The following is a 21748-nucleotide window of genomic DNA, read 5'->3' on the forward strand; positions in this document are numbered from 1 at the left end:
CACTGGCGGAATACGCAGCAGCAGAAGCACAGTACCTATAAAGGCATAGATCGCCCACTCTTCGAGATCAGCACGCACAATCCACAGCATATGCAGCAAACCCAGGCCAAGAATCACGTACACCAGACGATGTAACTTCTTCCAACGCACACCTAAACGACGCTGACTGTAGCGATTGGAGGTCACCGCCAGCGCCAACAGTCCTAGGAAAGCCAACGCCCCTACTATTATGTAAGGCCGCTTACGCAGTTCGACCGCCAGCTGCGACCAATCGAACCCCAGAATGAACGCCATATAGCTGCCCAGGTGCAAAACCACATAGGCAAAACACCAAAGCCCCAACTGCCGACGAACAGCAATCCACCCTGCCCACCCGGTTAGCTTTTGCATCGGTGTCATGCTCAGGGTAATCAACAACAACACCAACGTCCCCAGCCCCAGCCGATCCACCAGCACTTTGCCAGGATCAGGCCCGAGCAAATCCCCGAGAGCCTGATACAACCACAGCATCGGCCAGACTGCCGCCGCAATGAAAACGCCTATACGCCAGTACGGGAATCGCATCAGTAGTTCTTCCGCAGATCGAGCCCTGTATATAAAGAAGCGACTTCATCCGAATAGCCGTTGAACATCTGTGTATCACGCACATTCGGCTTGAACAGACTGTTCGGCAGACGCCGCTCCCGCGCCTGGGTCCAGCGCGGATGATCGACCGTCGGATTCACGTTCGCGTAAAAGCCGTACTCATCTGCCGCAATGCTCTGCCATGTCGTCTTTGGCTGCTCGCTGACAAGACTGATCCGCACAATGGATTTGACGCTCTTGAAGCCATACTTCCACGGCACCACCAGACGCAGCGGCGCACCGTTCTGATTCGGGAGTTCGCGGCCATACATACCCACCGCAAGAATCGCCAGAGGATTCATCGCCTCATCCAGGCGCAGGCCCTCTACATAAGGCCAGTCGATCAAAGCGAATCCCGAGCGCTGCCCGGGCATGCTCTTGGGATCCTGCAAGGTTTCAAAGCGAATGTACTTGGCTTTGGAGGTGGGCTCGACCTGCTTGAGCAGCGCCGAGATCGGAAAACCGATCCATGGAATGACCATCGACCAGGCCTCGACACAACGCAGTCGATAGATGCGCTCTTCCAACTGATACGGTTTCATGAAGTCTTCCAGCGCATAGCGCCCCGGCTTACCCACCTCTCCGTCCACCACCACCGTCCACGGTTCGGTTTTCAACGCGCCGGCATTCGCCGCCGGATCACCCTTGTCGGTCCCGAACTCATAGAAGTTGTTGTAGTGGGTCGCATCTTTATAAGGCGTGATCGCCTCATCCTTGACGTTGACCGCCCCCCATTTAGTAGAAGGAAGCTTTTCGGCAAACCAGGCTGGAGCCTTGCCCGGCTCGACATCGGGATAACGCGCCGCATCATCGGCATTGGCCCAGCGTGGCAGGCTACTGACGGCGATACCGGCAGCAGTGGCCCCCAGCAACTGGCGGCGGGAGAGATAAATGGATTCAGGCGTGACATCCGACTCATGGCAGTCAGACGCTTGGGGGACTTTGATCAGCATGGCAACTCCGCAGCTTTGGAGGACAGATGCACCCATAGACTGCGGAGTATGCGGGAAATTACATCACTCGGCTTTTTTGTGCCGACGAAGATGCAACAGGTATTGCACCGGGCCGGAAGCAGCGTAGGCGAGGAACACCAGCAGCAGAATGCGCGGTGGATCACTGAAGACCACGGCGAACACCAGCACCACCGCAAGGATTGCCACGAACGGCACGCGCCCTTTCAAGTCCAGCTCTTTAAAGCTGTTGTACTTGATATTGCTGACCATCAGCATGCCGGCAGCCGCGACCATCAACGCGACCAGGAACGACATTTTCGAACCCTGGATGCCGTAATCGCTGAATGCCCAGACGATACCGGCCACCACACCGGCGGCTGCCGGACTGGCCAGGCCGATGAAGTAACGTTTGTCTGCGGTGCCAACCTGGGTGTTGAAACGTGCCAGACGCAACGCCGCGCCCGCTACATAGATGAAGGCAACCATCCAGCCGACCTTGCCCATGTCACCCAACGCCCAGCCGAAAGCCAGCAGCGCCGGCGCGACGCCAAAGGCAACCATGTCCGACAGCGAGTCGTACTCGGCGCCAAAAGCACTTTGCGTATTGGTCATGCGCGCAACCCGGCCGTCGAGACCGTCGAGCACCATGGCAACGAAGATCGCGATCGCAGCGAAGGCGAAATACTTGCTCGCATTCGCCGAATCGCCAGCGCTCAGGGCCGCCTGGGCGCTCATCGAGTTGATGATGGAATAGAACCCGGCAAACAGGTTCGCCGTGGTGAACAGGTTCGGCAGCAGATAGATACCACGATGCCGGACTTTACGACCTTCTGCGTCGTGCCCTTCTTCGATGTGTTCATCGATGGGCAGCAGGCTTTCGGCGTCAGAAGCCTTGTTCGGCTCTTCGGGACGTTCGCTCATGGACATTACCTTGCAACGGTTTGGAGAAAATTCGACAGGTGCTTGAGGACGACAGTTCGGCCACAAACGATGCAGCTTTATACCAGAACCACCGCCTCAAACGAAAAAACGCGGCCGAGGCCGCGTTTTTCGTACAAGGGTGACGACTTAGTTTTTGGCTTTGTCGACGATCTTGTTGGCACCGATCCACGGCATCATGGAGCGCAGTTGCTCGCCGATGATTTCGATACCGTGAGCGGCGTTGTTACGACGCTTGGCGGTCATCGAAGGGTAGCCGGTTGCGCCTTCGCTGATGAACATTTTGGCGTATTCGCCGTCCTGAATGCGTTTCAGGGCATTGCGCATGGCCTGACGGGATTCGGCGTTGATCACTTCCGGACCGGTCACGTACTCGCCGTACTCGGCGTTGTTGGAGATCGAGTAGTTCATGTTGGCGATACCGCCTTCGTACATGAGGTCAACGATCAGCTTCAGTTCGTGCAAGCACTCGAAGTAGGCCATTTCCGGCGCGTAGCCAGCTTCAACCAGAGTTTCGAAACCGGCTTTTACCAGCTCAACGGTACCGCCGCACAGAACGGCTTGTTCGCCGAACAGGTCGGTTTCGGTCTCGTCTTTGAACGTGGTTTCGATGATGCCGGTACGACCGCCACCAACGCCAGCAGCGTAGGACAGTGCAACGTTTTTGGCGTTGCCCGAAGCGTCCTGGTAGATCGCGATCAGGTCAGGGATACCGCCGCCTTTGACGAACTCGGAACGTACGGTGTGGCCCGGGGCTTTCGGCGCGATCATGATCACGTCGAGGTCGGCACGCGGAACAACCTGGTTGTAGTGGATCGCGAAGCCGTGGGAGAAGGCCAGGGTGGCGCCCTTCTTGATGTTCGGCTCGATTTCGTTCTTGTAGAGCTGGGACTGGAACTCGTCCGGGGTCAGGATCATGACCAGGTCGGCGCCGGCAACAGCGGCAGCCACGTCGGTCACTTTCAGGCCGTGAGCTTCAGCTTTGGCAACGGTGGCCGAACCTTTACGCAGACCAACGGTAACGTCGACACCGGAATCTTTCAGGTTGCACGCTTGGGCGTGGCCCTGGGAACCGTAACCGATGATGGCAACTTTCTTGCCCTGGATGATCGACAGGTCGCAGTCTTTATCGTAGAAAACTTTCATGAATTTCCCCTATATATCCAGGCCGTTCAGGCCATTCGCTAATTTGGTTTAGATGCTGAGTACTTTGTCGCCGCGAGCAATGCCGGTCACGCCGCTACGGACGGTTTCCAGAATTGATGCGGTGCCGATGGACTGAATGAAGCTGTCGAGCTTGTCGCTGGTACCGGTCAATTGAACGGTATACACGCTGGCGCTGACGTCGACGATCTGTCCACGGTAAATATCGGTGGTGCGTTTGATCTCGGCGCGCTGGGCGCCAGTGGCCTTGACCTTGACCAGCATCAGCTCGCGCTCGATGTGAGCGCTTTCCGACAGGTCCACCAGCTTGACCACTTCGATCAGCTTGTTCAGGTTTTTGGTGATCTGCTCGATGATTTCATCGTGGCCCACGGTGGTCAGCGTCAGACGCGACAGGGTCGGGTCTTCGGTCGGGGCCACGGTCAGGCTTTCGATGTTGTAGTTGCGCTGCGAGAACAGGCCGACTACGCGAGACAAAGCGCCGGGTTCGTTTTCCAGAAGCAAGGAAATAATGTGCCGCATGATTAAGTACGCTCCGTCTTGCTCAGCCACATATCGCGCATCGAGCCGTCTTTGATCTGCATCGGATAGACGTGCTCGCTGGTGTCGACCGAAATGTCGATCACGACCAGGCGATCCTTCATGGCGAACGCTTCTGCCATCTTCGACTTCAAATCTTTCGATTCGGTGATGCGTACGCCAACGTGGCCGTAGGCTTCAGCCAACTTGACGAAGTCAGGCAGCGATTCCATGTAGGAGTGCGAGTGACGGCTGCCGTAGCTCATGTCCTGCCACTGACGAACCATCCCCAGAACACCGTTGTTGAGGATGACGATTTTCACCGGCAGACCATATTGCAGGCAGGTCGACAGCTCCTGGATGTTCATCTGGATGCTGCCTTCGCCGGTCACGCAGGCGACGTCATCATCCGGAAAGCTCAACTTGATGCCCATGGCCGCCGGGAAACCGAAGCCCATGGTGCCCAGGCCACCGGAGTTGATCCAGCGATTAGGCTTGTTGAACGTGTAGTACTGCGCCGCGAACATCTGGTGCTGGCCCACGTCGGAAGTGATGAAGGCATCGCCCTTGGTCACTTCACACAGAGTCTCGATCACGGTCTGCGGCTTGATCTTGCTGCCATCGCCCTTGTCGTAAGGGAACAGGCCGCGATCACCGCGCCATTCATCGACTTGCTTCCACCAGCTGGCAACCGACTCCTTGTTCGGGGTCTCGCCGATTTCCTTGAGGATCGTGACCATTTCGGTCAGGACGCTCTCTACCGGGCCAACAATTGGCACGTCGGCCTTGATGGTCTTGGAGATCGAAGCCGGGTCGATGTCGATGTGGATGATCTTGGCGTTCGGGCAGAACTTCGCCGCGCCGTTGATCACGCGATCGTCGAAACGCGCGCCGACCGCCAGGATCACGTCAGCGTGATGCATCGCCAGGTTGGCGGTGTAGCTGCCGTGCATGCCGAGCATGCCGATGAACTGCCGATCGGTACCAGGGTAACCACCCAGGCCCATCAAGGTGTTGGTCACTGGCAGGTTGAGCATCTTCGCCAGTTCGGTCAGCGGTGCGGAACCATTGCCCAGAATCACGCCGCCGCCGGAGTACAGCACTGGGCGCTTGGCCGCGAGGAGCATTTCTGCCGCCTTGCGGATTTGCCCCGAGTGACCGCGAACGGCCGGGCTGTAGGAGCGCAGCTTGGCTTTTTTCGGGAAGACGTATTCGAACTTCTCGGCCGGATTGGTCATGTCTTTCGGGATATCGACCACGACCGGGCCCGGACGACCGGATTGCGCCAGGTAGAAGGCCTTCTTCATGACTTCCGGGATTTCCGAGGCGTGCTTGATCATGAAGCTGTGCTTCACGATCGGCCGGGAGATACCGATCATGTCGGTTTCCTGGAACGCGTCGGTGCCGACCATGGTGCTTGGCACCTGACCGGAAATAATCACCATTGGAATCGAGTCCATATAGGCCGTGGCGATACCGGTGATGGCGTTTGTGGCGCCTGGACCGGAAGTCACCAATACCACGCCGGCTTTACCGGTGGCACGGGCGTAGCCGTCAGCCATATGGGTCGCCGCTTGTTCGTGACGAACCAGGATGTGGGTCACTTCCGGTTCTTTGAACAGGGCATCGTAAACATGCAGGAGAGCACCACCCGGGTACCCGTAGATATATTTGACGCCTTCGTCACGCAAGAAGCGGACGAGCATCTCACCGCCAGATAAAAGCTCCACGTTGTTCACCTCTAAAACGCCAGAATACCGTCCACAAAAAAGGGGCGGGTCTTAATAGGTTTACTTCTCGGCAGAGCATGAGCGACGGTGGTCGCCGACTACGTCAGCACTGACTGAGCAAGTATTGGGATCGTCCCAAGTGTTGCGGGCCTTTCCCACCCAGCGCGAGGTAACGCGTTGCGGGTGTAACAGGTCGGCGCGGATGTGCGCCTCATGATCTACCGAGTGGGTCTGCTTCTGGCAGTCCCTCTACAGCGGACTTTGGATTCTTCTGTTTCGCCCTCTCCAAGTCAAGCCGTCTATGTGCTTAATTGTGGGTAAGCACATGAGAACGCAAGAAAAAACCTGAAAACCGCTACTCTGTTAGCGTCAATTGCGCAATTTTGCCAAGGAATCAGCATGCGAACGCTACTCCTCACTCTGCTGATCGGCCTCAGCCCGTGGTGCATGGCCGCTCAAATTTACACATGGGTCGACGCTCAAGGTGTCACGCACTTCGATGCGCAGCCGCCGCAAGGCCAGCCGTCCAGTACCGTACAAACGCCCTCCTCGCCACCGCCCAAAGCTGCGCCAATGCCGGGCAGCGGTGCACTGGGGGATCAGAAGGTGATCGACGCCAAGGTCAAGAAACAGGTCGCCGACCAGCAGGCACAGCTCAAACAGTTTTGCGAACAGGCACGGACGAACCTTGCGCAATTGCAGAACAATCCACGTTTGAGAGAAGAAGTAGAGGGAGAATCAAGGCGCCTGGACGCTGCACAACGGCAGGAGCGCATTATCGAAGCGCAGAAACAGATTACGCAAAACTGTGAATAGAGACCTGTAGGCGCTGCAGCAGGCTGCGATCGTTAAAGACAAGATCAAAAGATCGCGGCCTGCGGCAGTTCCTGCACGGAATCGGTATTAACGGGAAGCGGTGATCAGCAGGTCGAACTCTTTGAGCAGCACCTGCAACTGGCGATCCTTGCCCTGCAGATTGCGCTGGGCGAAGACCATTTCAGCCATTTCCTGAATCCCCGAGGCATTGGGCAACGGCAGATCCTGCTCGAGGATCATTTTCATCCGTGGCAGGAAGATCCATTGCAGCCACTGCTCGAAGTCCAGTGTGTCGACCGAAAACGGCTCGACACTGCTCAGGGCTTCAGCCGACGGCGAGACCTCGTCCCACCAGCCCTGAGTGCGCAACTCACGCTCGATCAGCAACAGCTGATCGGCGATTTTCGGGAACCGAACATCCATCACAGCGAAACCCTGGCCTTCTGACGGGCCTGCGCGGCGCCGGCAGCGTCACCTTGTTTTTCACGGGACTGCGCGATGATTTCCCACAGATTGGCTTGCAGATCAGGACGACCGTTGGCCATGGTCAATGCACGACGGGCAAATTGCTCGGCTTGCGGGGCGTCACCCTGGGCCATGCGCACTTGCGCCAGACGGTAAAGCACTTGCGGCTCACGCGGGGCAACACGCTGGGCACGCTCCAGGCTGGACGAAGCGCCATTGAGGTCGCCACCGGCCTGTTGCTGTTGCGCAGTGGTCAGCAACGCGAGCACCGGGCCGTCCAGTTGCTCGTCGGCCGACAGACCGCCGCCGCTGCTGGCCGAAGGAATGCCGCTCGGCGTCGACGGCATGCTGTAGCTGCCAGTGTTGACGGGCGCCGAGTCAACCGGCGACGGATTGTACGGTCCCGGGGTAATTCCGCCGGACGCCGGTCCCGGCACGATTGGCGAAGTGCTGATCGGCGCGGATGTTGTCGCGCCACCACCCGGCACCATCACCACCACGCCGGTATCGCCTTGCGGGATCGCCTGAGTCTGGCCCTGCACAGGGCGCTTGACGGTCGTTTGACGGAAGCCGCCATTGGCCGAAATGCGCTCGCTGTTGGACACGGCGGTACCGGAATCGACCACCGGAATCGAACCACGCTGTACGGTAGAGCAGCCGCTGAGCAAAGCCACGGCGGTCACCGCTGGAATCAACCACTTGTTCACTTGAAACCCTCTTTGCTTAATTCATCCAGCCCTTGACCCAATCCATCACCGATTCCGGCGAAGCAGGCGTTTCGCTTGCACACGCGGCGCCGGGTGGCGGTTCGCTGCCGCGAATATACGGCATCTGCACCGCCCCCGGGCAGTTGGCATCGGAGCCCTGTCCGGTCCGCGAATCGACCCACGCCTGGACGATGTTGTCCGGCTGCGGCATGTCCAGCGGCAGCGGATCGGCCTTGCGCATGAAACTGGTCCAGACCTGCAGCGCACCGGTAGCCCCGGTGAACGGCGTCTTGCCGTTGTCATCGCGACCCAGCCAGACCACCGCCAGCAGATCCTGACTGAAACCGGCGAACCAGCTGTCACGCGAATCGTTACTGGTACCGGTCTTGCCGGCCAGGGTCAGCGTCTTCGGCAGCACGTTATAAACCGAACTGCCGGTACCTTCACGCATCACCCGCTGCATGGCGTTCTGGATCAGGTAGATCGACGCCGGATCGAAACGCTGCTCGATCTGGAACGGATAACGCTTGAGCGGCTCGCCCTCGGCGGTCAGTACGCTGCGAATCCCGCGCATTGGCGTATTGAAACCACCATTGGCGAGGGTCTGGTACATGGTCGCCACTTCGATCGGGGTCATGCCGCCAGCACCCAGCAACATCGACGGGAACGCCGGGAATTCACGGGTCACACCCAGACGCGCAAGGGTCTTGAGCACATTCGGCACACCGACTTCCAGCCCGAGACGCGAGGTCGACAGGTTGTAGGAGTGCGCCAGCCCTTGATAGAGGAACACCGTGCCGTGGGAGCGACGGTCATAGTTCTGCGGCTTCCACACCTGGCCGTCCGCGCCCTTGATCGACAACGGCTCATCCGACAGCCAACTGGTCAGCGTGTAATGGCTCGGTTTCTCCAGCGCCGTCAGATAGACCGCCGGCTTGACCAGGGAACCGATCGGCCGCACGGCGTCCAGCGCCCGGTTGAAACCGGCGTAACTGGCCTGACGGCTGCCGATCATGGCCTGGACTTCGCCAGTTTCCGGGTTGGTCACGACCATCGCCGCTTCCACGTCGTCGGAGCCCTTGCGCCCGGCCAGACGTTTAAAGGTATCGTTGACCGAAGCCTCGGCCTTCATCTGCAGAATCGGGTCGAAACTGGTGAAGATCCGCAGACCTTCTTCGGTCAAGTCTTCGTCGCGATAGTCTTCACGCAACTGGCGTTTGACCAGATCAATAAAGCCCGGGAACGAGCTGTCGGCGAGCTTGCCGCGCGTCGTCACGCCCAGTGGCATTTTCTTCGCGGCCTCGACCTGCTCCGCGGTTGCCACGCCTTGTTGCTCGAGCACGTCGAGCACCAGGTTACGCCGCTCCAGCGCACGCTCCGGGTTGCGACGCGGGTTGTAATAAGACGGACCTTTGACCATGCCGACCAGCAATGCAACCTGGTGCAACTTCAACTCGGACAACGGTTGACCGAAAAAGAACTGACTCGCCAGACCGAAACCGTGCACCGCACGCTGACCGTCCTGACCGACGAAGACTTCGTTGAGGTACGCCTCAAGAATCTCTTTCTTGTCGTAATGCAGCTCCAGCAACATCGCCATCATCGCTTCGGTGAGCTTGCGGGTCAGGCTGCGTTCATTGGTCAGGTAGAAGTTTTTCACCAACTGCTGGGTCAGCGTGCTGCCGCCCTGAGTCATTTTGCCGCCAGAGGTGTTGACCCAGATGGCTCGGGCAATCGACTTCGGCGACACGCCCCAGTGGCTGTAATAGTCGCGATCTTCAACCGCAACCAGGGTTTCCAGCAGGTACGGCGGCACCTGATCGAGTTTGATCAGGATGCGGTCTTCAAGGTTTTTCGGGTAAATGCCACCGATCATCAGCGGTTCGAGACGCACGACCGACAGTTTCGAACCGTTGATCGCCGACAGCTCCGCCACGTAGTCGCCGGAGAAACGCACGCGCACCGGCTGTGGTTTCTCCAGGCCTTCATAGAACTGGAAACCGCGGGTATTCAGATCGACTGTGTTGCCATTGACCGCTGCGGCACCGGGGCCGTTGCTCACGGCTTCGCGACGATAGCCGAGGGCATCGAGTTCGGTGAGGAAGTCGTCCTTGCTGAGCTTTTGTCCGACGAACAGCTCAAGCGGGCGTGCGTACACCTTGGCCGGGATGGTCCAACGCTTGCCGGAGAACTTCTCCTGCACCACGGCATCGAGGTAAACGGCAAAGCCGGCCAGCACCACAAGGCCGACCAGACTGAGTTTAATGGCCCAGCCCAGCCACGGGCTCAGGCCCTTGGCAGGTGGTTTTTTCTTGGTACGGGGGGATCGAGATCGAGTCATGGCGGCGGATTATACGCACTTTATTCATACTCAACAGGAGCGCTCCGAGGTTTGCGTCGGGCTGGCGAGCGGCCATAATGGCGACCTCGAATTTCCCCCAGTCTCTGAAGGATCGCCCGTGAGCCAGTCACTGATCGCTGCCCTGCAAAACCCGGCCCTCTACCCGCACCCCGTCGAAGGGTTCCAGGTCATCGAAACCCACATTTCGTGGGTGATCCTCACCGGTCCCTTTGCCTACAAAGTGAAGAAGCCGGTGAATTTCGGCTTTCTCGACTTCACCAGCCTGGAGTCACGCGCGCATTTCTGCGCTGAAGAACTGCGTCTGAACCAGCGCCTGACCGACGATCTGTATCTGGACGTGTTACCGGTCACTGGCAGCGCCGAAGCACCGCAACTGGACGGTGACGGTCCGGCCATCGAATATGTGCTGAAGATGCGTCAATTCCCGCAGACCGGTTTGCTCAGCACCCTGCAGGCCAACGGCGAGCTGACCACTCGGCACATCGACGAAATGGCCGAGCAGATTGCTCACTTCCACCTCAGCGCACCAAAAGTGCCGGCCGAACATGAAGCTGGCACCCCGGACGCGGTGATGGCACCGGTTTCGCAAAACTTCGAACAGATCCTGCCGTTCCTCAGCGATAAAAGCGATCTGCTGCAACTCGAAGCGCTGAAAGCCTGGGCCGAAAGCAGCTTCGAACGCCTCAAGCCATTGTTCGCGCAGCGCAAGACCGAGGGCTTCACCCGCGAATGCCACGGTGACATCCATCTGGGCAACGCCACAGTCATCGACGGCAAAGTGGTGATCTTCGACTGCATCGAGTTCAACGAACCGTTTCGTTTCACCGACGTCTGGGCCGACACCGGTTTCCTGGCAATGGACCTGGAAGACCGCGGCCTGAAATCCCTGGCCCGTCGCTTCATCAGCCAGTACCTGGAGCTGACCGGTGACTATCAGGGCCTGGAAGTGCTGAACTTCTACAAAGCCTACCGCGCTCTGGTTCGCGCCAAGGTTGCGCTGTTCAGCATGCCGGCGGACGCCACGCCGGTGCAGCGCGCGACCACCCTGCGTCAGTATCGCAACTACGCCAACCTGGCAGAAAGCTACAGCACCATTCCGTCGCGCTTCATGGCCATCACCCACGGTGTTTCCGCCGTCGGCAAGAGCCACGTGGCCATGCGTCTGGTCGAAGCGCTGGGCGCGATCCGTCTGCGCTCCGATGTCGAGCGCAAGCGTCTGTTCGGTGAGCAAACCGTGGCCAATGACGTGCAGGCCGGCATTTATAGTGCCGATGCCAGTGTCGCGACCTACGCGCGGCTGCATGAGATCGCAGAGGTCATCCTGCACGCCGGTTTCCCGGTGGTAATCGACGCGACTTACCTCAAGCGTGAACAACGCGACAGCGCCGCGAAAATCGCCGAGGCCACTGGCACGCCGTTCCTTATCCTCGACTGCAATGCGCCGCAGGCGGTGATCGAGAGCTGGCTGGCGATTCGTCAGGCGGATCAAAAAGATCCTTCCGACGCCACCCTCGCCGTGATCGAAGCCCAACAGGCCAACCGCGAAGCGCTGACACCGGAAGAGATTCTGCGTAGCAAGCGCGTGCAGACCAACGAATCCGGCACGCTGGATACGGTGGTCGCGCAGATCCGTCAGCGCCTGCCAGGCCTGTAAGAAACTATTTCGGCCGTGAAGCCCTCGCTCGCTTCACGGCCGTCAAATAGTGGCACTATACTGGCGTCATAAAACCAACAGGTGATATGACATGAGCCAGCCGAAACTTCTCGACACCCCGCTTTATGCCCTGCTGCACAAGGATGACATCACCGGTTTTAACAAGGAGCGTCCCAATGACGGCCCGATCGACATGGTGGGCGGCGACTTCCGCGGCCTCGACCTGCGCGAACTGAATGCCGATGGCGTGGATTTCCGGGACGCGTATTTCCGTTCCGCCGACCTGCGCGGCATCGATTTCCGCAACTCATCGCTCGAAGGCGCAAGCCTGGCCCACGCCCAGATTTCCGGAGCGTACTTCCCGCCGGAACTGAGTGCCGATGAAATCCTGATGTCGATGAATTTCGGTACGCGATTGCGCTATCGCACTCGCTGATCGCCTCATTATTCCCTGACACAACGCCTTCCCTGTGGAGTGAGCCTGCTCGCGATAGCGGTCTAACATTCAACACATGTGTGCCTGCCAGTCCGCGATCGCGAGCAGGCTCACTCCTACATTCAATTGTGTTCCCCCCCCTTTCTGCGTTCGCAGGCCGTTCAAGCGCCCTTTCTTAGAAGCGTTTGCGTTGAATCCGACCAAACAACCACGCTTTTCCTACTGATGGCTACACTCCTGGGAAGCTCGCCCACGCACCATTCGGCCGTCGCAAGGAGGCTTGATGAATGATGAACTGCAACACCTGAAAAATCTTGGCAAGACGTCGGCGCAATGGCTGCATGCCGTGGGCATCCACAGCGCCTCGGACTTGCGTCGCCTGGGAGCGGTGGACGCCTACCGGGCCGTGCGTACCCGTGGGTTTCGCGCATCGAAGGTGTTGTTGTATGCGATCGAGGGGGCATTGATGGATGTGCACTGGAACGACATCCCCGCCGAACGCAAGGATGCCTTGAACAAACAGCTCGAAGCGATTTCCTCGCGCCACAAGAACTGAACGGGCGCTGACCGCCATGTACCTGCTAGGGGAACAATCGGCGTACGCCGATGCACTGATCAATCGCTTGCAGAATTTGCCCGCGAAGTGGCTGGAGGGTCTGGCGCCGTGCGGGCCGGTTCTGCAGATAGACGCGACCGCTGACCTGATGGCGCAGTTACCTGGCGATCAGGTATTTCTACTGAGCGAAGGCGTGATCAACGGCGGCGTCGGCGCACGGCTGCTGTTTTACTGGCAGGAAGGCGATCTGATCGGCCTGCAGCAGGGCGACGCCTGGGCCGATTGCCGTTTGTGCGCGGACGGGCCATTGCGCTTGATGCCCTATCGGCGCAGCGATGTTTTGCTGTATCTGTTTGCCGAGCCCATTCGTTCAGAACAGTTTCTGGAATATCTGCTGGGGCAAATGGCCCTGCTCGCCCATGCCGTAGCCGAGCTGAAACCGCGCGAGTTTCGCAGCACCAATGGTTTCAAACGGGTCGAGGCCGGTGAAACGCTGATTCACCAGGGCGATGCGGCCGATCATGTGTTTGTGATCATAGATGGCCACGCCGAGGCATTCGTTGACGGGCATAAAGTCGGCGAAGTGCCCAAGGACGAGATCTTCGGCGCCATGGCCGTGTTCACCGGCGAGCCGCGCAATGCGACGGTCATTGCGCGAGAACCGAGCACGGTGATGCTGATTCCCGGTGATCAGTTTTTGAGCATGTGCCACACCAATCCGAAGATCGCCCACAGCCTGATCGAGAGCATGGCGCGGCGCATCGGCCAGTTGAATCGCCAGATCACGCAACTGACACCGAGCAAAGGTTAGCGCTGAAGCCCTGCTTTTGCGGGACATTCCGGCCATTTTTGGGGCTGAATAAAATAAATGCAGAAACAGTGGTTGACTCGGTAATGAGAATCGCTATGATTATCACAACTGATCGCGAGATCGGTCGATATTCTGAAAAGCCCTTGGTTCGGACTCTCAGATTATCTCCTCATCAGGCTAATCACGGTTATTTGACCCGGTTTTTACCGGGTCTTTTTTTGCCCGTGGAAATGTCATTTACCGAACTGTTTACGCATCTGCGCGCAGTAATCCTGCTTCGCAGTGGGCGGGGTGTACCAGACGAAATCGGCCATTGCCGCGGTCACGTCGTCGCCCTGCTCTGCCAGCATCAGCACCGTCGGTGACTGAGTCGCGCCCAGGTCCAGCACATGTAACGGCACGCCCAGATCTTTTCGCGCATGCCACGCCCCCGCCAATAATAATGACGGTGTCGGCGCCGCCAGCAGACGCTCGGCCATGCGCCGGTCACGCTGTTGCTGCACCGCCAGCATCGCCGGCATCTGCGATTCAGGCAGCAGGCCGCAGTGGGAATCGCCGATCTGGCCCAACAAAACACTTTTCACAGGCTGAGCATTGCTGCGCTCACCGCGCAAAACTGGCGGGTTGCGATAGAACGTGTGGATTTCACTGCGCTCAAGATTCGCCGCCAACAGTGGCGAGGGTTGAGTCAGAGCAAAGCGGACGATCGGACCATAGAGATTCCAGTCCCAGCCCTCCTCCCAGGCCAATGCACCGGGGAGATCGGCAGGCAGTTTCTGCGCGTGATGCACTTGATCGATTCGGGGCTGCTGCTCCGGGGTGAGCATTTCCATCAGCAGACTGCCTTGGGGGCGCTGCTCGGCCAGCGTCTGCAACAGCCACAACTGCACAGCATGATGATCGGCATTGTCATGCTGTTCGCCGATCAGCACCCGCTCAGGCCTGGAAAGACGCGCCAACAATTGCTCCGCCGTCAGCACCTGACCGCTGTGCAGATCGCGGATGTCATCGGCGACGGGTGGCGGTGCAACAACATGCTGACACCCCGCAAGCCACACCAGCGCCAATAACCACATCCCACGCATGCAATCACCTCGACGAGAATCTCAGCGGGCGATGATCAGCGGATGCCCGCGCTCCGGGTGCGGTTGCACCAGAACTTCAAGACCGAACACGGCTTTCAGGGTATCCGGGCGCAACACTTGCTCCGGCGTATTCAGCGCGACTGGACGGCCACCTTCAAGCAACAACACCCGATCACAATAGCGCGCCGCCAGATTCAGATCATGCAGAATCACCAGCACCGCCGCGCCGCGATCGGCGAAGTCGCGTACCGCTTGCAGCGTGGTGTGCTGATGCAACGGATCGAGCATCGACGTCGGTTCATCCAGCAACAAGGTTTGTCCGGCCTGCCCCGGCCAGAGTTGCGCCAGGACCCGCGACAGATGCACGCGTTGACGCTCGCCACCGGACAACGCCAGATAACTGCGCCCGCTCAAATGCCCGGCATCCGCAGCCGCCAGCGCCGCGGCGACAATCTCGTCATCGCGCACTCGCCCGGTTTGATAGGGCAAACGCCCCATCCCCACCACTTCCTCCACGCGAAAGGCAAAATCCAGGGTTGAGACTTGCGGCAACACCGCCAGGCGTCGAGCGCGTTGCGTGCCGCTCCAGTTGCTCAACGCCTCACCGTCGAGGCAAACCTCACCCTCGCTGGCACTCAGCTCCCCGCACAAGGCGCCGAGCAAGGTACTTTTACCGGCACCGTTCGGCCCCAGCACACCCAGCACTTCACCCGGCTCAAGTTGCACCGTGACGCCGCTTAGCACGGTCTGGCGGCCGCGCTGGATGTGCAGATTGTGTGCACGCAGCATCAGGTGCGTCCTCGCAGCAGCAGATAAAGGAAGAACGGTGCCCCGATAAACGCCGTGACGATGCCGATCGGCAATTCCGCCGGCGCCAGCGCCAGCCGTGCGACCAGATCGGCCAGCAACAGCAGGCTGGCCCCGGCCAGTACCGAGGCTGGCAACAGCACGCGATGATCCGGCCCCGCCAGCAAGCGCACCAGATGCGGCACCACCAGCCCGACGAAACCGATCATCCCGGCCGCTGCCACCGCCGCGCCGACCCCCAGTGCCGTGCAAAACACCAGCTCACGCTTGAGGCGTTCGACATCAATCCCCAAGTGCCCGGCCTCGGATTCACCCAGCAGCAAGGCATTCAGCGCCCGTGCCCGACGCGGCAGCCACAGCGCGACGCTGGCCGTGATGATCAGCAATGGCCAGAGCCGTGCATAACTGGCGCCATTGAGGCTGCCGAGGTTCCAGAAGGTCAGCGTACGCAAGGTCGCATCGTCCGCCAGATAGGTGAACAGGCCGACCGCCGAACTGGCCAGTGCCGTCAGCGCGATACCCGCCAGCAACATGGTCGCGACGTGGGTCTGGCCGTTGCGCCGACCGAGTCGATAAACCAGCGCCGTCACCCCGAGTCCGCCAAGAAATGCGCACGCCGACAACAGGTACGGCCCGAACCATTCCGGCAAGCCGCCCAACAAAGAACCGCCGACAATGGCGATCGCCGCGCCCAACGCCGCGCCACTGGAAACGCCGACCAGCCCCGGGTCCGCCAGCGGATTGCGAAACAGGCCCTGCATGGCCACACCGGACAGCGCCAGCACGCCCCCCACTGCCAGTCCCAGCAAGGTACGCGGCAGACGAATCTGCCCGAGAATCAACTCAGCCTGCTCCAGGCCGTCCGGCGCCAATGGCACGCCAATCAAACGCAGCGCTGCCCGCAGCGTATCGAACAGCGGCAGGCTGACCGGGCCAAGCGCCAGTGACAGCCAGATCGCCAGCAAACACAGGAGCGTCAGGCCAATGAACAGGCCGCGGGGCTTGACCAGTGTGGTCATTGGCCGCTCTTGGCCGGGTAGAAAGCGTCAGACAAGGTTTGCAATGCCGCCGGCAGACGCGGCCCGAGCCCACCCACCAAGAGCGTTGGATCGAGCTCCAGAACACGCCCGGCCCTGGCCGCACGACTGGCATTGAGGATCGGGTTTTCCTTGAACAGCGCAGCTTTTGCCGCCTCACCGGTGAGCGCCCGGTCGGCAAACACCAGGACTTCAGGATCGAGACCGGCGAGCGATTCCACGGAAAACGGCTTGTAGCCGGAATGGGTCGCCAGATTATGTCCCCCGGCCTGTTGCAGCAGCCAGTCGGCAGCGGTGTCTTGGCCGGCTATCAACGGTTTGCCACCGGCATGGCCGAGCAGCAACAGCACGCCGGGCGCTTTCTGTTTCGCCTGCGCTTGCATCACGCGCACTTTCTGCGTCTCGAGTTGCTGTTGATAACCTTGCAGCAGTTGCGTCGCCTGGCGTTCAGCGCCGAGCAAGCGGCCCAGATGTGTGACGTTCTTTTCCAGCGTCGGCAGATCTGGCTGAGCTGAAAACAACTCCACCTGCACCTTAGCGGCTTTCACCTGCGCCAGTACCGGCGGTGGGCCCATTTCTTCGGTGCCGATCAGGATATCCGGGCGCAGGCTGAGAATGCCTTCGGCGGAAAGACTGCGCTGATAGCCAATGCTCGGCAGCGCCTTCAAGGCTTCGGGATGCTGACTGGTGGTGTCGACACCGACCAGTTTCGCTTCAGCGCCGAGCGCGCTGACCCATTCCGACAACGCCCCGCCAGCGCTGACCCAACGTTGTGGGAGATCGGCCGCCGCAGCCGGATGGCCGAGGAAAAGACCCATACACAACACAGCAACGCGGGTATTCAGGCGCATACACAGCTTCCTTGAACGAAGTTTTTCCCGGGCATCCGGATGACAGGCCAAGTATCCTCGATACCGGCCGGCCATCCCGCGGGTGAAGGCGGCCATTTGATAATTGTTTGCATTTAAACGTCAAGCTCGGACATATCCAGTCACGAGCCGACCTCAGAGGATAGCCATGAAGTTTCTCTGCGCGGGCGCCGAACTGGCCGAGGCCGGCAGCCGCGGTTTCGATCTCGACGGAACAAGGCTGTTCGCCGTACGCCGTGGCGGTCAGGCCTATGTCTACCTCAACCGCTGCCCGCACCGCGGCGTCGGGCTGGAATGGCAGCCAGACCGCTTTCTCGACCCGAGCAACAGCCTGATCCAGTGCGCCACCCACGGCGCACTGTTTCTGATCGAGGATGGCGAATGCGTCGCCGGCCCCTGCGCCGGGCAATCACTGACGGCGATCCCTTGCCGTGAAGACGCGCAAGGGTTGTGGATTGATGTTTAACCGTTGAGCAACACGTCGAGGCGCCGGTCGATGATCATCTCTTCAGGGGTCAACCGCACACCATAGGCCAGCACTTCAACGCCACAGGCCACGGCCTCGCGCAGCGCGTCGGCATAGGCAGCGTCGATCTCTGCGGCCGGTCGCACCGCGTCAATTGCGGTGAGATTCACGCAATACAACTGCACCGCCCGAATCCCGTCCCGGGCCAGATGCGCCAGCTCCCGCAAATGCTTGGCGCCGCGCTGGGTCACGGCGTCGGGAAACGCCGCCACACGGGTGCCATCGAAGCCCAGAGTGACACTCTTCACTTCCACGTAAGCCGGGCCGCCCGGGTATTCGAGACGAAAATCGATGCGGCTGTTTTCCTGGCCATAGGCAACTTCACGCTTCAACGCGGTAAACCCGTTCAGCTCGGTAATCACCCCGGCCTGCAACGCTTCCTCGACCAGACCGTTGGCCCGCGCCGTATTCACGCAAAACAACCGCCCCTGCGGGGTTTCACCGATTTCCCAGGTGCCCGGCAGTTTGCGTTTCGGATCGTTGGAGCGACTGAACCAGACCTGTCCGCCCTCGACCTGGCAATTGAGCATCGAGCCAGTGTTCGGGCAGTGAATGGTCAGCAACTCGCCGCCAACGGTTTCGATATCGGCGAGAAAACGCTTGTAACGACGGATCAGTCGCGCCTCTTCCAGCGCTGGATAAAAGCGCATCAGGCTTGCCAGCTCTTCAAGCCACGGGCGATCCGTTCAACCGCTTCCTGTAGGCGCGGGAGGTTTTGCGTGTAGGCAAAACGTACGTGGTGGCTGGCCTGATACCGGCCGAAATCCAGGCCCGGGGTAAAGGCAACGTGCTCGGTTTCGAGAAAATGCCGGCAGAACGCGAAGGCATCGCCGCCGAACTGGCTGATATCGGCATACAGATAGAACGCACCTTCGGGCTCAACAGCGATGTTGAAACCGAGCTCGCGCAACGCCGGCAGGAGGAAGTCCCGGCGGCGGCCAAATTCAGCGCGGCGCTCTTCGAGAATGGCAATGGTGTCCGGCTCGAAACAGGCCAAGGCGGCGTGCTGGGCCATGCTCGGGGCGCTGATGTAGAGGTTCTGCGCAAGTTTCTCCAGTTCACTGACCGCCGCATCGGGCGCCACCAGCCAGCCGAGGCGCCAGCCAGTCATGCCGAAATACTTGGAGAAACTATTGAGGACAAACGCGTCGTCATCGACTTCCAGCACGCTGGCCGCATCAGTGCCATAGGTCAGGCCGTGATAGATCTCGTCCACCACCAGATGCCCGTGCCGCGCCTTGAGGGCTGTGGATAACCCGGCCAGTTCATCACGGGTCAGGATCGTGCCGGTGGGGTTGGCCGGCGAGGCAACCAGCGCGCCAACACTGTCATGGTCCCAATGCCGCTCGACCAGATCCGGGGTCAGTTGGTAACGCACATCGGGACCGACAGGCACCAGCTGCGCCGCCCCTTCGACCAGACGCAGGAAGTGCCGGTTGCACGGATAACCGGGGTCCGCCAGCAGCCAGTGTTTACCGGGATCGACCAGCAACGCGCTGGCCAGCAGCAACGCACCGGAGCCGCCCGGCGTGATAAGGATCCGCCGTGGATCAATATTCAGTCCATAGCGTGTCTGGTAGAAACCGGAAATCGCCTCGCGCAACTCGGGAATGCCCCGGGCGGCGGTGTAACGCGTCTTGCCCGCCGTCAACGCCGCCTGCCCCGCGCGGATGATCGGTTCGGCCGTGGTGAAGTCGGGCTCGCCGATTTCCAGGTGAATCACATCGTGGCCGTCAGCCTGCAATTCGTTGGCCCGCGCCAGCAGCGCCATGACATGGAACGGTTCGATCGCACGACTGCGGGCACTGTAAGGCTGAGCCATTGGTTTTCCTTCGACGGGGAAAAAGAGACGATTCTACCCATCTGCCGGAACGAGCGAGAACCCGTAGCGGTCACAGCCTCAAGAACGCTGGACTGTAACGATATGCGCGTACGCTCCAGGATTGACTAAAATCAGTGATTGAACAGGTCTTCACCACCACCAGACACGGCTTGCCAAACATTTGCAAGCGCCACCCGCCGGGGCCTCGACATCCGGGAGTAGCGCAGGCCGAATTGATCTGGTAAGTTCGCCCGCTTGCAGCCGCAGGGCCGGCAGGTGTCGGTGATGGAGCAATCCTGCGCAATGGATTACAAGAGTAGAGGCGGTCCATTTCATGCCCACCCAAGCAAAGCAACAGCAGCAAGCGACGATCAGCGGCTTCGAACCTTATGTTCCGAAGGCAGGCGAAGAGTACATGGGCGCCCCGATGCGCGCGCACTTCACCAAGATCCTGAACAAGTGGAAACAGGACTTGATGCAGGAAGTCGACCGTACTGTTGATCACATGAAAGACGAAGCGGCCAACTTCCCTGACCCGGCCGACCGTGCCAGCCAGGAAGAAGAATTCGCCCTCGAGCTGCGCGCCCGCGACCGCGAGCGCAAGTTGATCAAGAAGATCGACAAGACGCTTGAACTGATCCAGGACGAAGAATACGGCTGGTGCGAGTCCTGCGGCATCGAGATCGGCGTCAAGCGCCTCGAAGCCCGTCCTACTGCGGATCTGTGCATCGACTGCAAGACCCTGGCGGAAATCAAGGAAAAACAGGTCGGCAAATAATCCCGACCTGAATGAAAAACGGAGCGTGCGAACGCTCCGTTTTTGTTTCTGCCTTTTCTTTTGCTTTTATCGGTGTTGAATGTCACACCGCTATCGCGAGCAGGCTCACTCCTACAGGTTGACCTGCGTATAGCCTGATAAGTAGTTTCGTTTCCATGACTGCCAAAAACGCCCCCGCCTACATCGGCCGCTTCGCCCCCACCCCCAGTGGCCACCTGCACTTCGGTTCGCTGGTCGCCGCGCTCGCGTCTTATCTCGATGCACGCTCGGTCGATGGTCGCTGGCTGGTGCGCATGGAAGATCTCGACCCGCCCCGGGAAGAACCCGGTGCGCAGGCGGCGATCCTCAAAGCGCTGGAAAGTTATGGCTTTGAATGGGACGGCGACATGGTGCGCCAGAGCGATCGCCACGAGGCCTACGCGGAGGTCCTCAACAGCCTGTTCAATCACGGCCTCGCTTACGCCTGCACCTGCTCGCGCAAACAGCTCGAAGCGTACAACGGCATTTATCCGGGCCTGTGCCGCAATGCCGGTCACGATCAGCAAGACGCGGCGATCCGCCTGCGCGTGCCGGAGCTGGAATACCACTTCATTGACCGCGTGCAAGGCGAATACCGCCAGCATCTGGGGCGCGACGTCGGCGATTTCGTGATCCGCCGCCGTGACGGCCTCTACGCTTATCAACTGGCCGTGGTGCTGGATGATGCGTGGCAAGGCATCACCGACATCGTCCGGGGCGCCGACCTGCTCGACTCGACCCCGCGTCAGTTGTACCTGCAAGAACTGCTTGGCCTGCGCCAGCCGCGTTACCTGCACTTGCCCCTGATCACTCAACCGGACGGCAACAAGCTCGGTAAGTCCTACCGCTCGCCGCCGCTTGAGGCCGATCAAGCCACGCCATTACTGTTGCGCGCCCTGCGCGCACTCGGGCAAACCCCCGGCGCCGAACTGGCCTATGCCACGCCACGGGAATTGCTCGACTGGGGCCGCGTCCACTGGGATGCCACGAAGATCCCGCGCACACTGACGTTGCCCGAAGCGCAACTGTCATGACGACACTTGCAGTCGCGCCGCCATCCGTTACCATCG

The 21748-nt window shown here is 60.0% G+C and carries 23 protein-coding genes (1 of these 23 running past the window's edge); 8 read left to right on the forward strand and 15 right to left on the reverse strand.

Features of this window, described 5'->3' with window-relative positions; translation table 11 throughout:
* The 6 genes from msrQ to HV782_RS24685 form a co-directional block, all read right to left on the reverse strand.
* Positions 1 to 564, reverse strand: the 5' portion of a protein-coding gene (msrQ, locus tag HV782_RS24660) for a protein-methionine-sulfoxide reductase heme-binding subunit MsrQ (protein ID WP_186747933.1). Its footprint begins 60 nt before the window's first position; 564 of the gene's 624 nt are visible here — the first part of the coding sequence; the start codon lies at positions 562 to 564; its stop codon lies off the left edge, out of view.
* Positions 564 to 1577, reverse strand: a complete 1014-nt coding sequence (gene msrP, locus HV782_RS24665) for a protein-methionine-sulfoxide reductase catalytic subunit MsrP (RefSeq protein ID WP_128613748.1) — start codon at positions 1575 to 1577, stop codon at positions 564 to 566. The genes msrQ and msrP overlap by 1 nt, the downstream gene beginning before the upstream one ends.
* A gap of 63 nt (positions 1578 to 1640) precedes the next feature.
* The gene (gene pssA, locus HV782_RS24670; protein ID WP_016983477.1) at positions 1641 to 2498 is read right to left on the reverse strand and encodes a CDP-diacylglycerol--serine O-phosphatidyltransferase; all 858 of its coding nucleotides are present in this window, start codon (positions 2496 to 2498) and stop codon (positions 1641 to 1643) included.
* A gap of 147 nt (positions 2499 to 2645) precedes the next feature.
* Positions 2646 to 3662 carry a ketol-acid reductoisomerase gene (gene ilvC / locus HV782_RS24675; protein WP_007959661.1) on the reverse strand — a complete coding sequence of 339 codons (1017 nt, stop codon included), beginning with the start codon at positions 3660 to 3662 and terminating at the stop codon, positions 2646 to 2648.
* A 48-nt stretch (positions 3663 to 3710) separates the two neighbouring features.
* Complete coding sequence (gene ilvN / locus HV782_RS24680) at positions 3711 to 4202, reverse strand: acetolactate synthase small subunit (protein WP_003205610.1); 492 nt, start codon at positions 4200 to 4202, stop codon at positions 3711 to 3713.
* A 2-nt stretch (positions 4203 to 4204) separates the two neighbouring features.
* Positions 4205 to 5929 (reverse strand): acetolactate synthase 3 large subunit, encoded by a 1725-nt coding sequence (locus HV782_RS24685; RefSeq protein ID WP_123464154.1) that lies wholly within the window; start codon positions 5927 to 5929, stop codon positions 4205 to 4207.
* 399 nt (positions 5930 to 6328) lie between these two features.
* Between HV782_RS24685 and HV782_RS24690 the strand changes: the two genes are divergently transcribed.
* On the forward strand, positions 6329 to 6745 hold the full coding sequence (locus HV782_RS24690) for a DUF4124 domain-containing protein (protein ID WP_123464133.1): 417 nt from the start codon (positions 6329 to 6331) through the stop codon (positions 6743 to 6745).
* A gap of 87 nt (positions 6746 to 6832) precedes the next feature.
* On the opposite strand, the gene HV782_RS24695 is transcribed toward HV782_RS24690, so the two are convergent.
* From HV782_RS24695 to mrcB, 3 genes are read right to left on the reverse strand one after another with little or no spacing between them, the layout of a single operon-like run.
* Positions 6833 to 7168 (reverse strand): YqcC family protein, encoded by a 336-nt coding sequence (locus tag HV782_RS24695; RefSeq protein ID WP_123464131.1) that lies wholly within the window; start codon positions 7166 to 7168, stop codon positions 6833 to 6835.
* Positions 7168 to 7917 (reverse strand): tetratricopeptide repeat protein, encoded by a 750-nt coding sequence (locus tag HV782_RS24700; protein WP_128613747.1) that lies wholly within the window; start codon positions 7915 to 7917, stop codon positions 7168 to 7170. The genes HV782_RS24695 and HV782_RS24700 overlap by 1 nt, the downstream gene beginning before the upstream one ends.
* 16 nt (positions 7918 to 7933) lie before the next feature.
* The gene (gene mrcB, locus HV782_RS24705; RefSeq protein ID WP_186747930.1) at positions 7934 to 10258 is read right to left on the reverse strand and encodes a penicillin-binding protein 1B; all 2325 of its coding nucleotides are present in this window, start codon (positions 10256 to 10258) and stop codon (positions 7934 to 7936) included.
* A gap of 118 nt (positions 10259 to 10376) precedes the next feature.
* Here mrcB and HV782_RS24710 point away from each other — a divergent pair, with 118 nt between their 5' ends.
* The 4 genes from HV782_RS24710 to HV782_RS24725 all read left to right on the forward strand — a co-directional run bounded on the left by HV782_RS24710 (position 10377) and on the right by HV782_RS24725 (position 13736).
* Positions 10377 to 11933, forward strand: coding sequence for a bifunctional aminoglycoside phosphotransferase/ATP-binding protein (locus tag HV782_RS24710; protein ID WP_123464125.1), 1557 nt, complete (start codon positions 10377 to 10379; stop codon positions 11931 to 11933).
* A 91-nt stretch (positions 11934 to 12024) separates the two neighbouring features.
* Positions 12025 to 12369 carry a pentapeptide repeat-containing protein gene (locus tag HV782_RS24715; protein WP_123464123.1) on the forward strand — a complete coding sequence of 115 codons (345 nt, stop codon included), beginning with the start codon at positions 12025 to 12027 and terminating at the stop codon, positions 12367 to 12369.
* Positions 12370 to 12652: 283 nt separating this feature from the next.
* Positions 12653 to 12925, forward strand: a complete 273-nt coding sequence (locus tag HV782_RS24720) for a TfoX/Sxy family protein (RefSeq protein ID WP_003228231.1) — start codon at positions 12653 to 12655, stop codon at positions 12923 to 12925.
* Positions 12926 to 12941: 16 nt separating this feature from the next.
* On the forward strand, positions 12942 to 13736 hold the full coding sequence (locus tag HV782_RS24725; RefSeq protein WP_186747928.1) for a Crp/Fnr family transcriptional regulator: 795 nt from the start codon (positions 12942 to 12944) through the stop codon (positions 13734 to 13736).
* A gap of 233 nt (positions 13737 to 13969) precedes the next feature.
* Here the strand turns inward: HV782_RS24725 and HV782_RS24730 are convergent, their stop codons facing one another.
* From HV782_RS24730 to HV782_RS24745, 4 genes are read right to left on the reverse strand one after another with little or no spacing between them, the layout of a single operon-like run.
* Positions 13970 to 14821, reverse strand: coding sequence for a ChaN family lipoprotein (locus HV782_RS24730; RefSeq protein ID WP_186747926.1), 852 nt, complete (start codon positions 14819 to 14821; stop codon positions 13970 to 13972).
* A gap of 21 nt (positions 14822 to 14842) precedes the next feature.
* Positions 14843 to 15610: a heme ABC transporter ATP-binding protein gene (locus HV782_RS24735; protein WP_186747924.1), complete on the reverse strand. Its 768-nt coding sequence runs from the start codon at positions 15608 to 15610 to the stop codon at positions 14843 to 14845.
* Positions 15610 to 16593, reverse strand: coding sequence for a FecCD family ABC transporter permease (locus tag HV782_RS24740; protein ID WP_186747935.1), 984 nt, complete (start codon positions 16591 to 16593; stop codon positions 15610 to 15612). The genes HV782_RS24735 and HV782_RS24740 overlap by 1 nt, the downstream gene beginning before the upstream one ends.
* A gap of 50 nt (positions 16594 to 16643) precedes the next feature.
* A complete protein-coding gene (locus HV782_RS24745; RefSeq protein WP_186747922.1) occupies positions 16644 to 17516 on the reverse strand; it encodes a heme/hemin ABC transporter substrate-binding protein in 873 nt (290 codons plus the stop codon).
* A 166-nt stretch (positions 17517 to 17682) separates the two neighbouring features.
* Here HV782_RS24745 and HV782_RS24750 point away from each other — a divergent pair, with 166 nt between their 5' ends.
* On the forward strand, positions 17683 to 18000 hold the full coding sequence (locus tag HV782_RS24750; protein ID WP_123464111.1) for a Rieske (2Fe-2S) protein: 318 nt from the start codon (positions 17683 to 17685) through the stop codon (positions 17998 to 18000).
* Here the strand turns inward: HV782_RS24750 and sfsA are convergent.
* Both sfsA and HV782_RS24760 read right to left on the reverse strand, forming a co-directional pair.
* Positions 17997 to 18710, reverse strand: coding sequence for a DNA/RNA nuclease SfsA (sfsA, locus tag HV782_RS24755; RefSeq protein WP_186747919.1), 714 nt, complete (start codon positions 18708 to 18710; stop codon positions 17997 to 17999). The genes HV782_RS24750 and sfsA overlap by 4 nt on opposite strands.
* Complete coding sequence (locus HV782_RS24760) at positions 18710 to 19882, reverse strand: pyridoxal phosphate-dependent aminotransferase (protein WP_186747917.1); 1173 nt, start codon at positions 19880 to 19882, stop codon at positions 18710 to 18712. The genes sfsA and HV782_RS24760 overlap by 1 nt, the downstream gene beginning before the upstream one ends.
* Before the next feature lie 334 nt (positions 19883 to 20216).
* On the opposite strand from HV782_RS24760, the gene dksA reads away from it, so the two are divergent.
* Positions 20217 to 20660, forward strand: coding sequence for an RNA polymerase-binding protein DksA (gene dksA, locus HV782_RS24765; RefSeq protein WP_003228250.1), 444 nt, complete (start codon positions 20217 to 20219; stop codon positions 20658 to 20660).
* A gap of 155 nt (positions 20661 to 20815) precedes the next feature.
* A complete protein-coding gene (gluQRS, locus tag HV782_RS24770; RefSeq protein WP_186747915.1) occupies positions 20816 to 21712 on the forward strand; it encodes a tRNA glutamyl-Q(34) synthetase GluQRS in 897 nt (298 codons plus the stop codon).
* The last annotated feature ends 36 nt before the right edge of the window (positions 21713 to 21748 follow it).

It is taken from the genome of Pseudomonas monsensis, from assembly GCF_014268495.2.
Classification (GTDB): Bacteria; Pseudomonadota; Gammaproteobacteria; order Pseudomonadales; family Pseudomonadaceae; genus Aquipseudomonas; species Aquipseudomonas monsensis.

Bases quoted from the DNA above. Each gene is read 5' to 3' on its own strand.
- msrP (WP_128613748.1), bottom strand. From the start codon at position 1,577: ATGCTGATCAAAGTCCCCCAAGCGTCTGACTGCCATGAGTCGGATGTC.
- pssA (WP_016983477.1), bottom strand. From the start codon at position 2,498: ATGAGCGAACGTCCCGAAGAGCCGAACAAGGCTTCTGACGCCGAAAGC.
- ilvC (WP_007959661.1), bottom strand. From the start codon at position 3,662: ATGAAAGTTTTCTACGATAAAGACTGCGACCTGTCGATCATCCAGGGC.
- ilvN (WP_003205610.1), bottom strand. From the start codon at position 4,202: ATGCGGCACATTATTTCCTTGCTTCTGGAAAACGAACCCGGCGCTTTG.
- HV782_RS24690 (WP_123464133.1), top strand. From the start codon at position 6,329: ATGCGAACGCTACTCCTCACTCTGCTGATCGGCCTCAGCCCGTGGTGC.
- HV782_RS24695 (WP_123464131.1), bottom strand. From the start codon at position 7,168: ATGGATGTTCGGTTCCCGAAAATCGCCGATCAGCTGTTGCTGATCGAG.
- mrcB (WP_186747930.1), bottom strand. From the start codon at position 10,258: ATGACTCGATCTCGATCCCCCCGTACCAAGAAAAAACCACCTGCCAAG.
- HV782_RS24715 (WP_123464123.1), top strand. From the start codon at position 12,025: ATGAGCCAGCCGAAACTTCTCGACACCCCGCTTTATGCCCTGCTGCAC.
- HV782_RS24720 (WP_003228231.1), top strand. From the start codon at position 12,653: ATGAATGATGAACTGCAACACCTGAAAAATCTTGGCAAGACGTCGGCG.
- HV782_RS24725 (WP_186747928.1), top strand. From the start codon at position 12,942: ATGTACCTGCTAGGGGAACAATCGGCGTACGCCGATGCACTGATCAAT.
- HV782_RS24730 (WP_186747926.1), bottom strand. From the start codon at position 14,821: ATGCGTGGGATGTGGTTATTGGCGCTGGTGTGGCTTGCGGGGTGTCAG.
- HV782_RS24735 (WP_186747924.1), bottom strand. From the start codon at position 15,610: ATGCTGCGTGCACACAATCTGCACATCCAGCGCGGCCGCCAGACCGTG.
- HV782_RS24745 (WP_186747922.1), bottom strand. From the start codon at position 17,516: ATGCGCCTGAATACCCGCGTTGCTGTGTTGTGTATGGGTCTTTTCCTC.
- HV782_RS24750 (WP_123464111.1), top strand. From the start codon at position 17,683: ATGAAGTTTCTCTGCGCGGGCGCCGAACTGGCCGAGGCCGGCAGCCGC.
- sfsA (WP_186747919.1), bottom strand. From the start codon at position 18,710: ATGCGCTTTTATCCAGCGCTGGAAGAGGCGCGACTGATCCGTCGTTAC.
- HV782_RS24760 (WP_186747917.1), bottom strand. From the start codon at position 19,882: ATGGCTCAGCCTTACAGTGCCCGCAGTCGTGCGATCGAACCGTTCCAT.
- dksA (WP_003228250.1), top strand. From the start codon at position 20,217: ATGCCCACCCAAGCAAAGCAACAGCAGCAAGCGACGATCAGCGGCTTC.
- gluQRS (WP_186747915.1), top strand. From the start codon at position 20,816: ATGACTGCCAAAAACGCCCCCGCCTACATCGGCCGCTTCGCCCCCACC.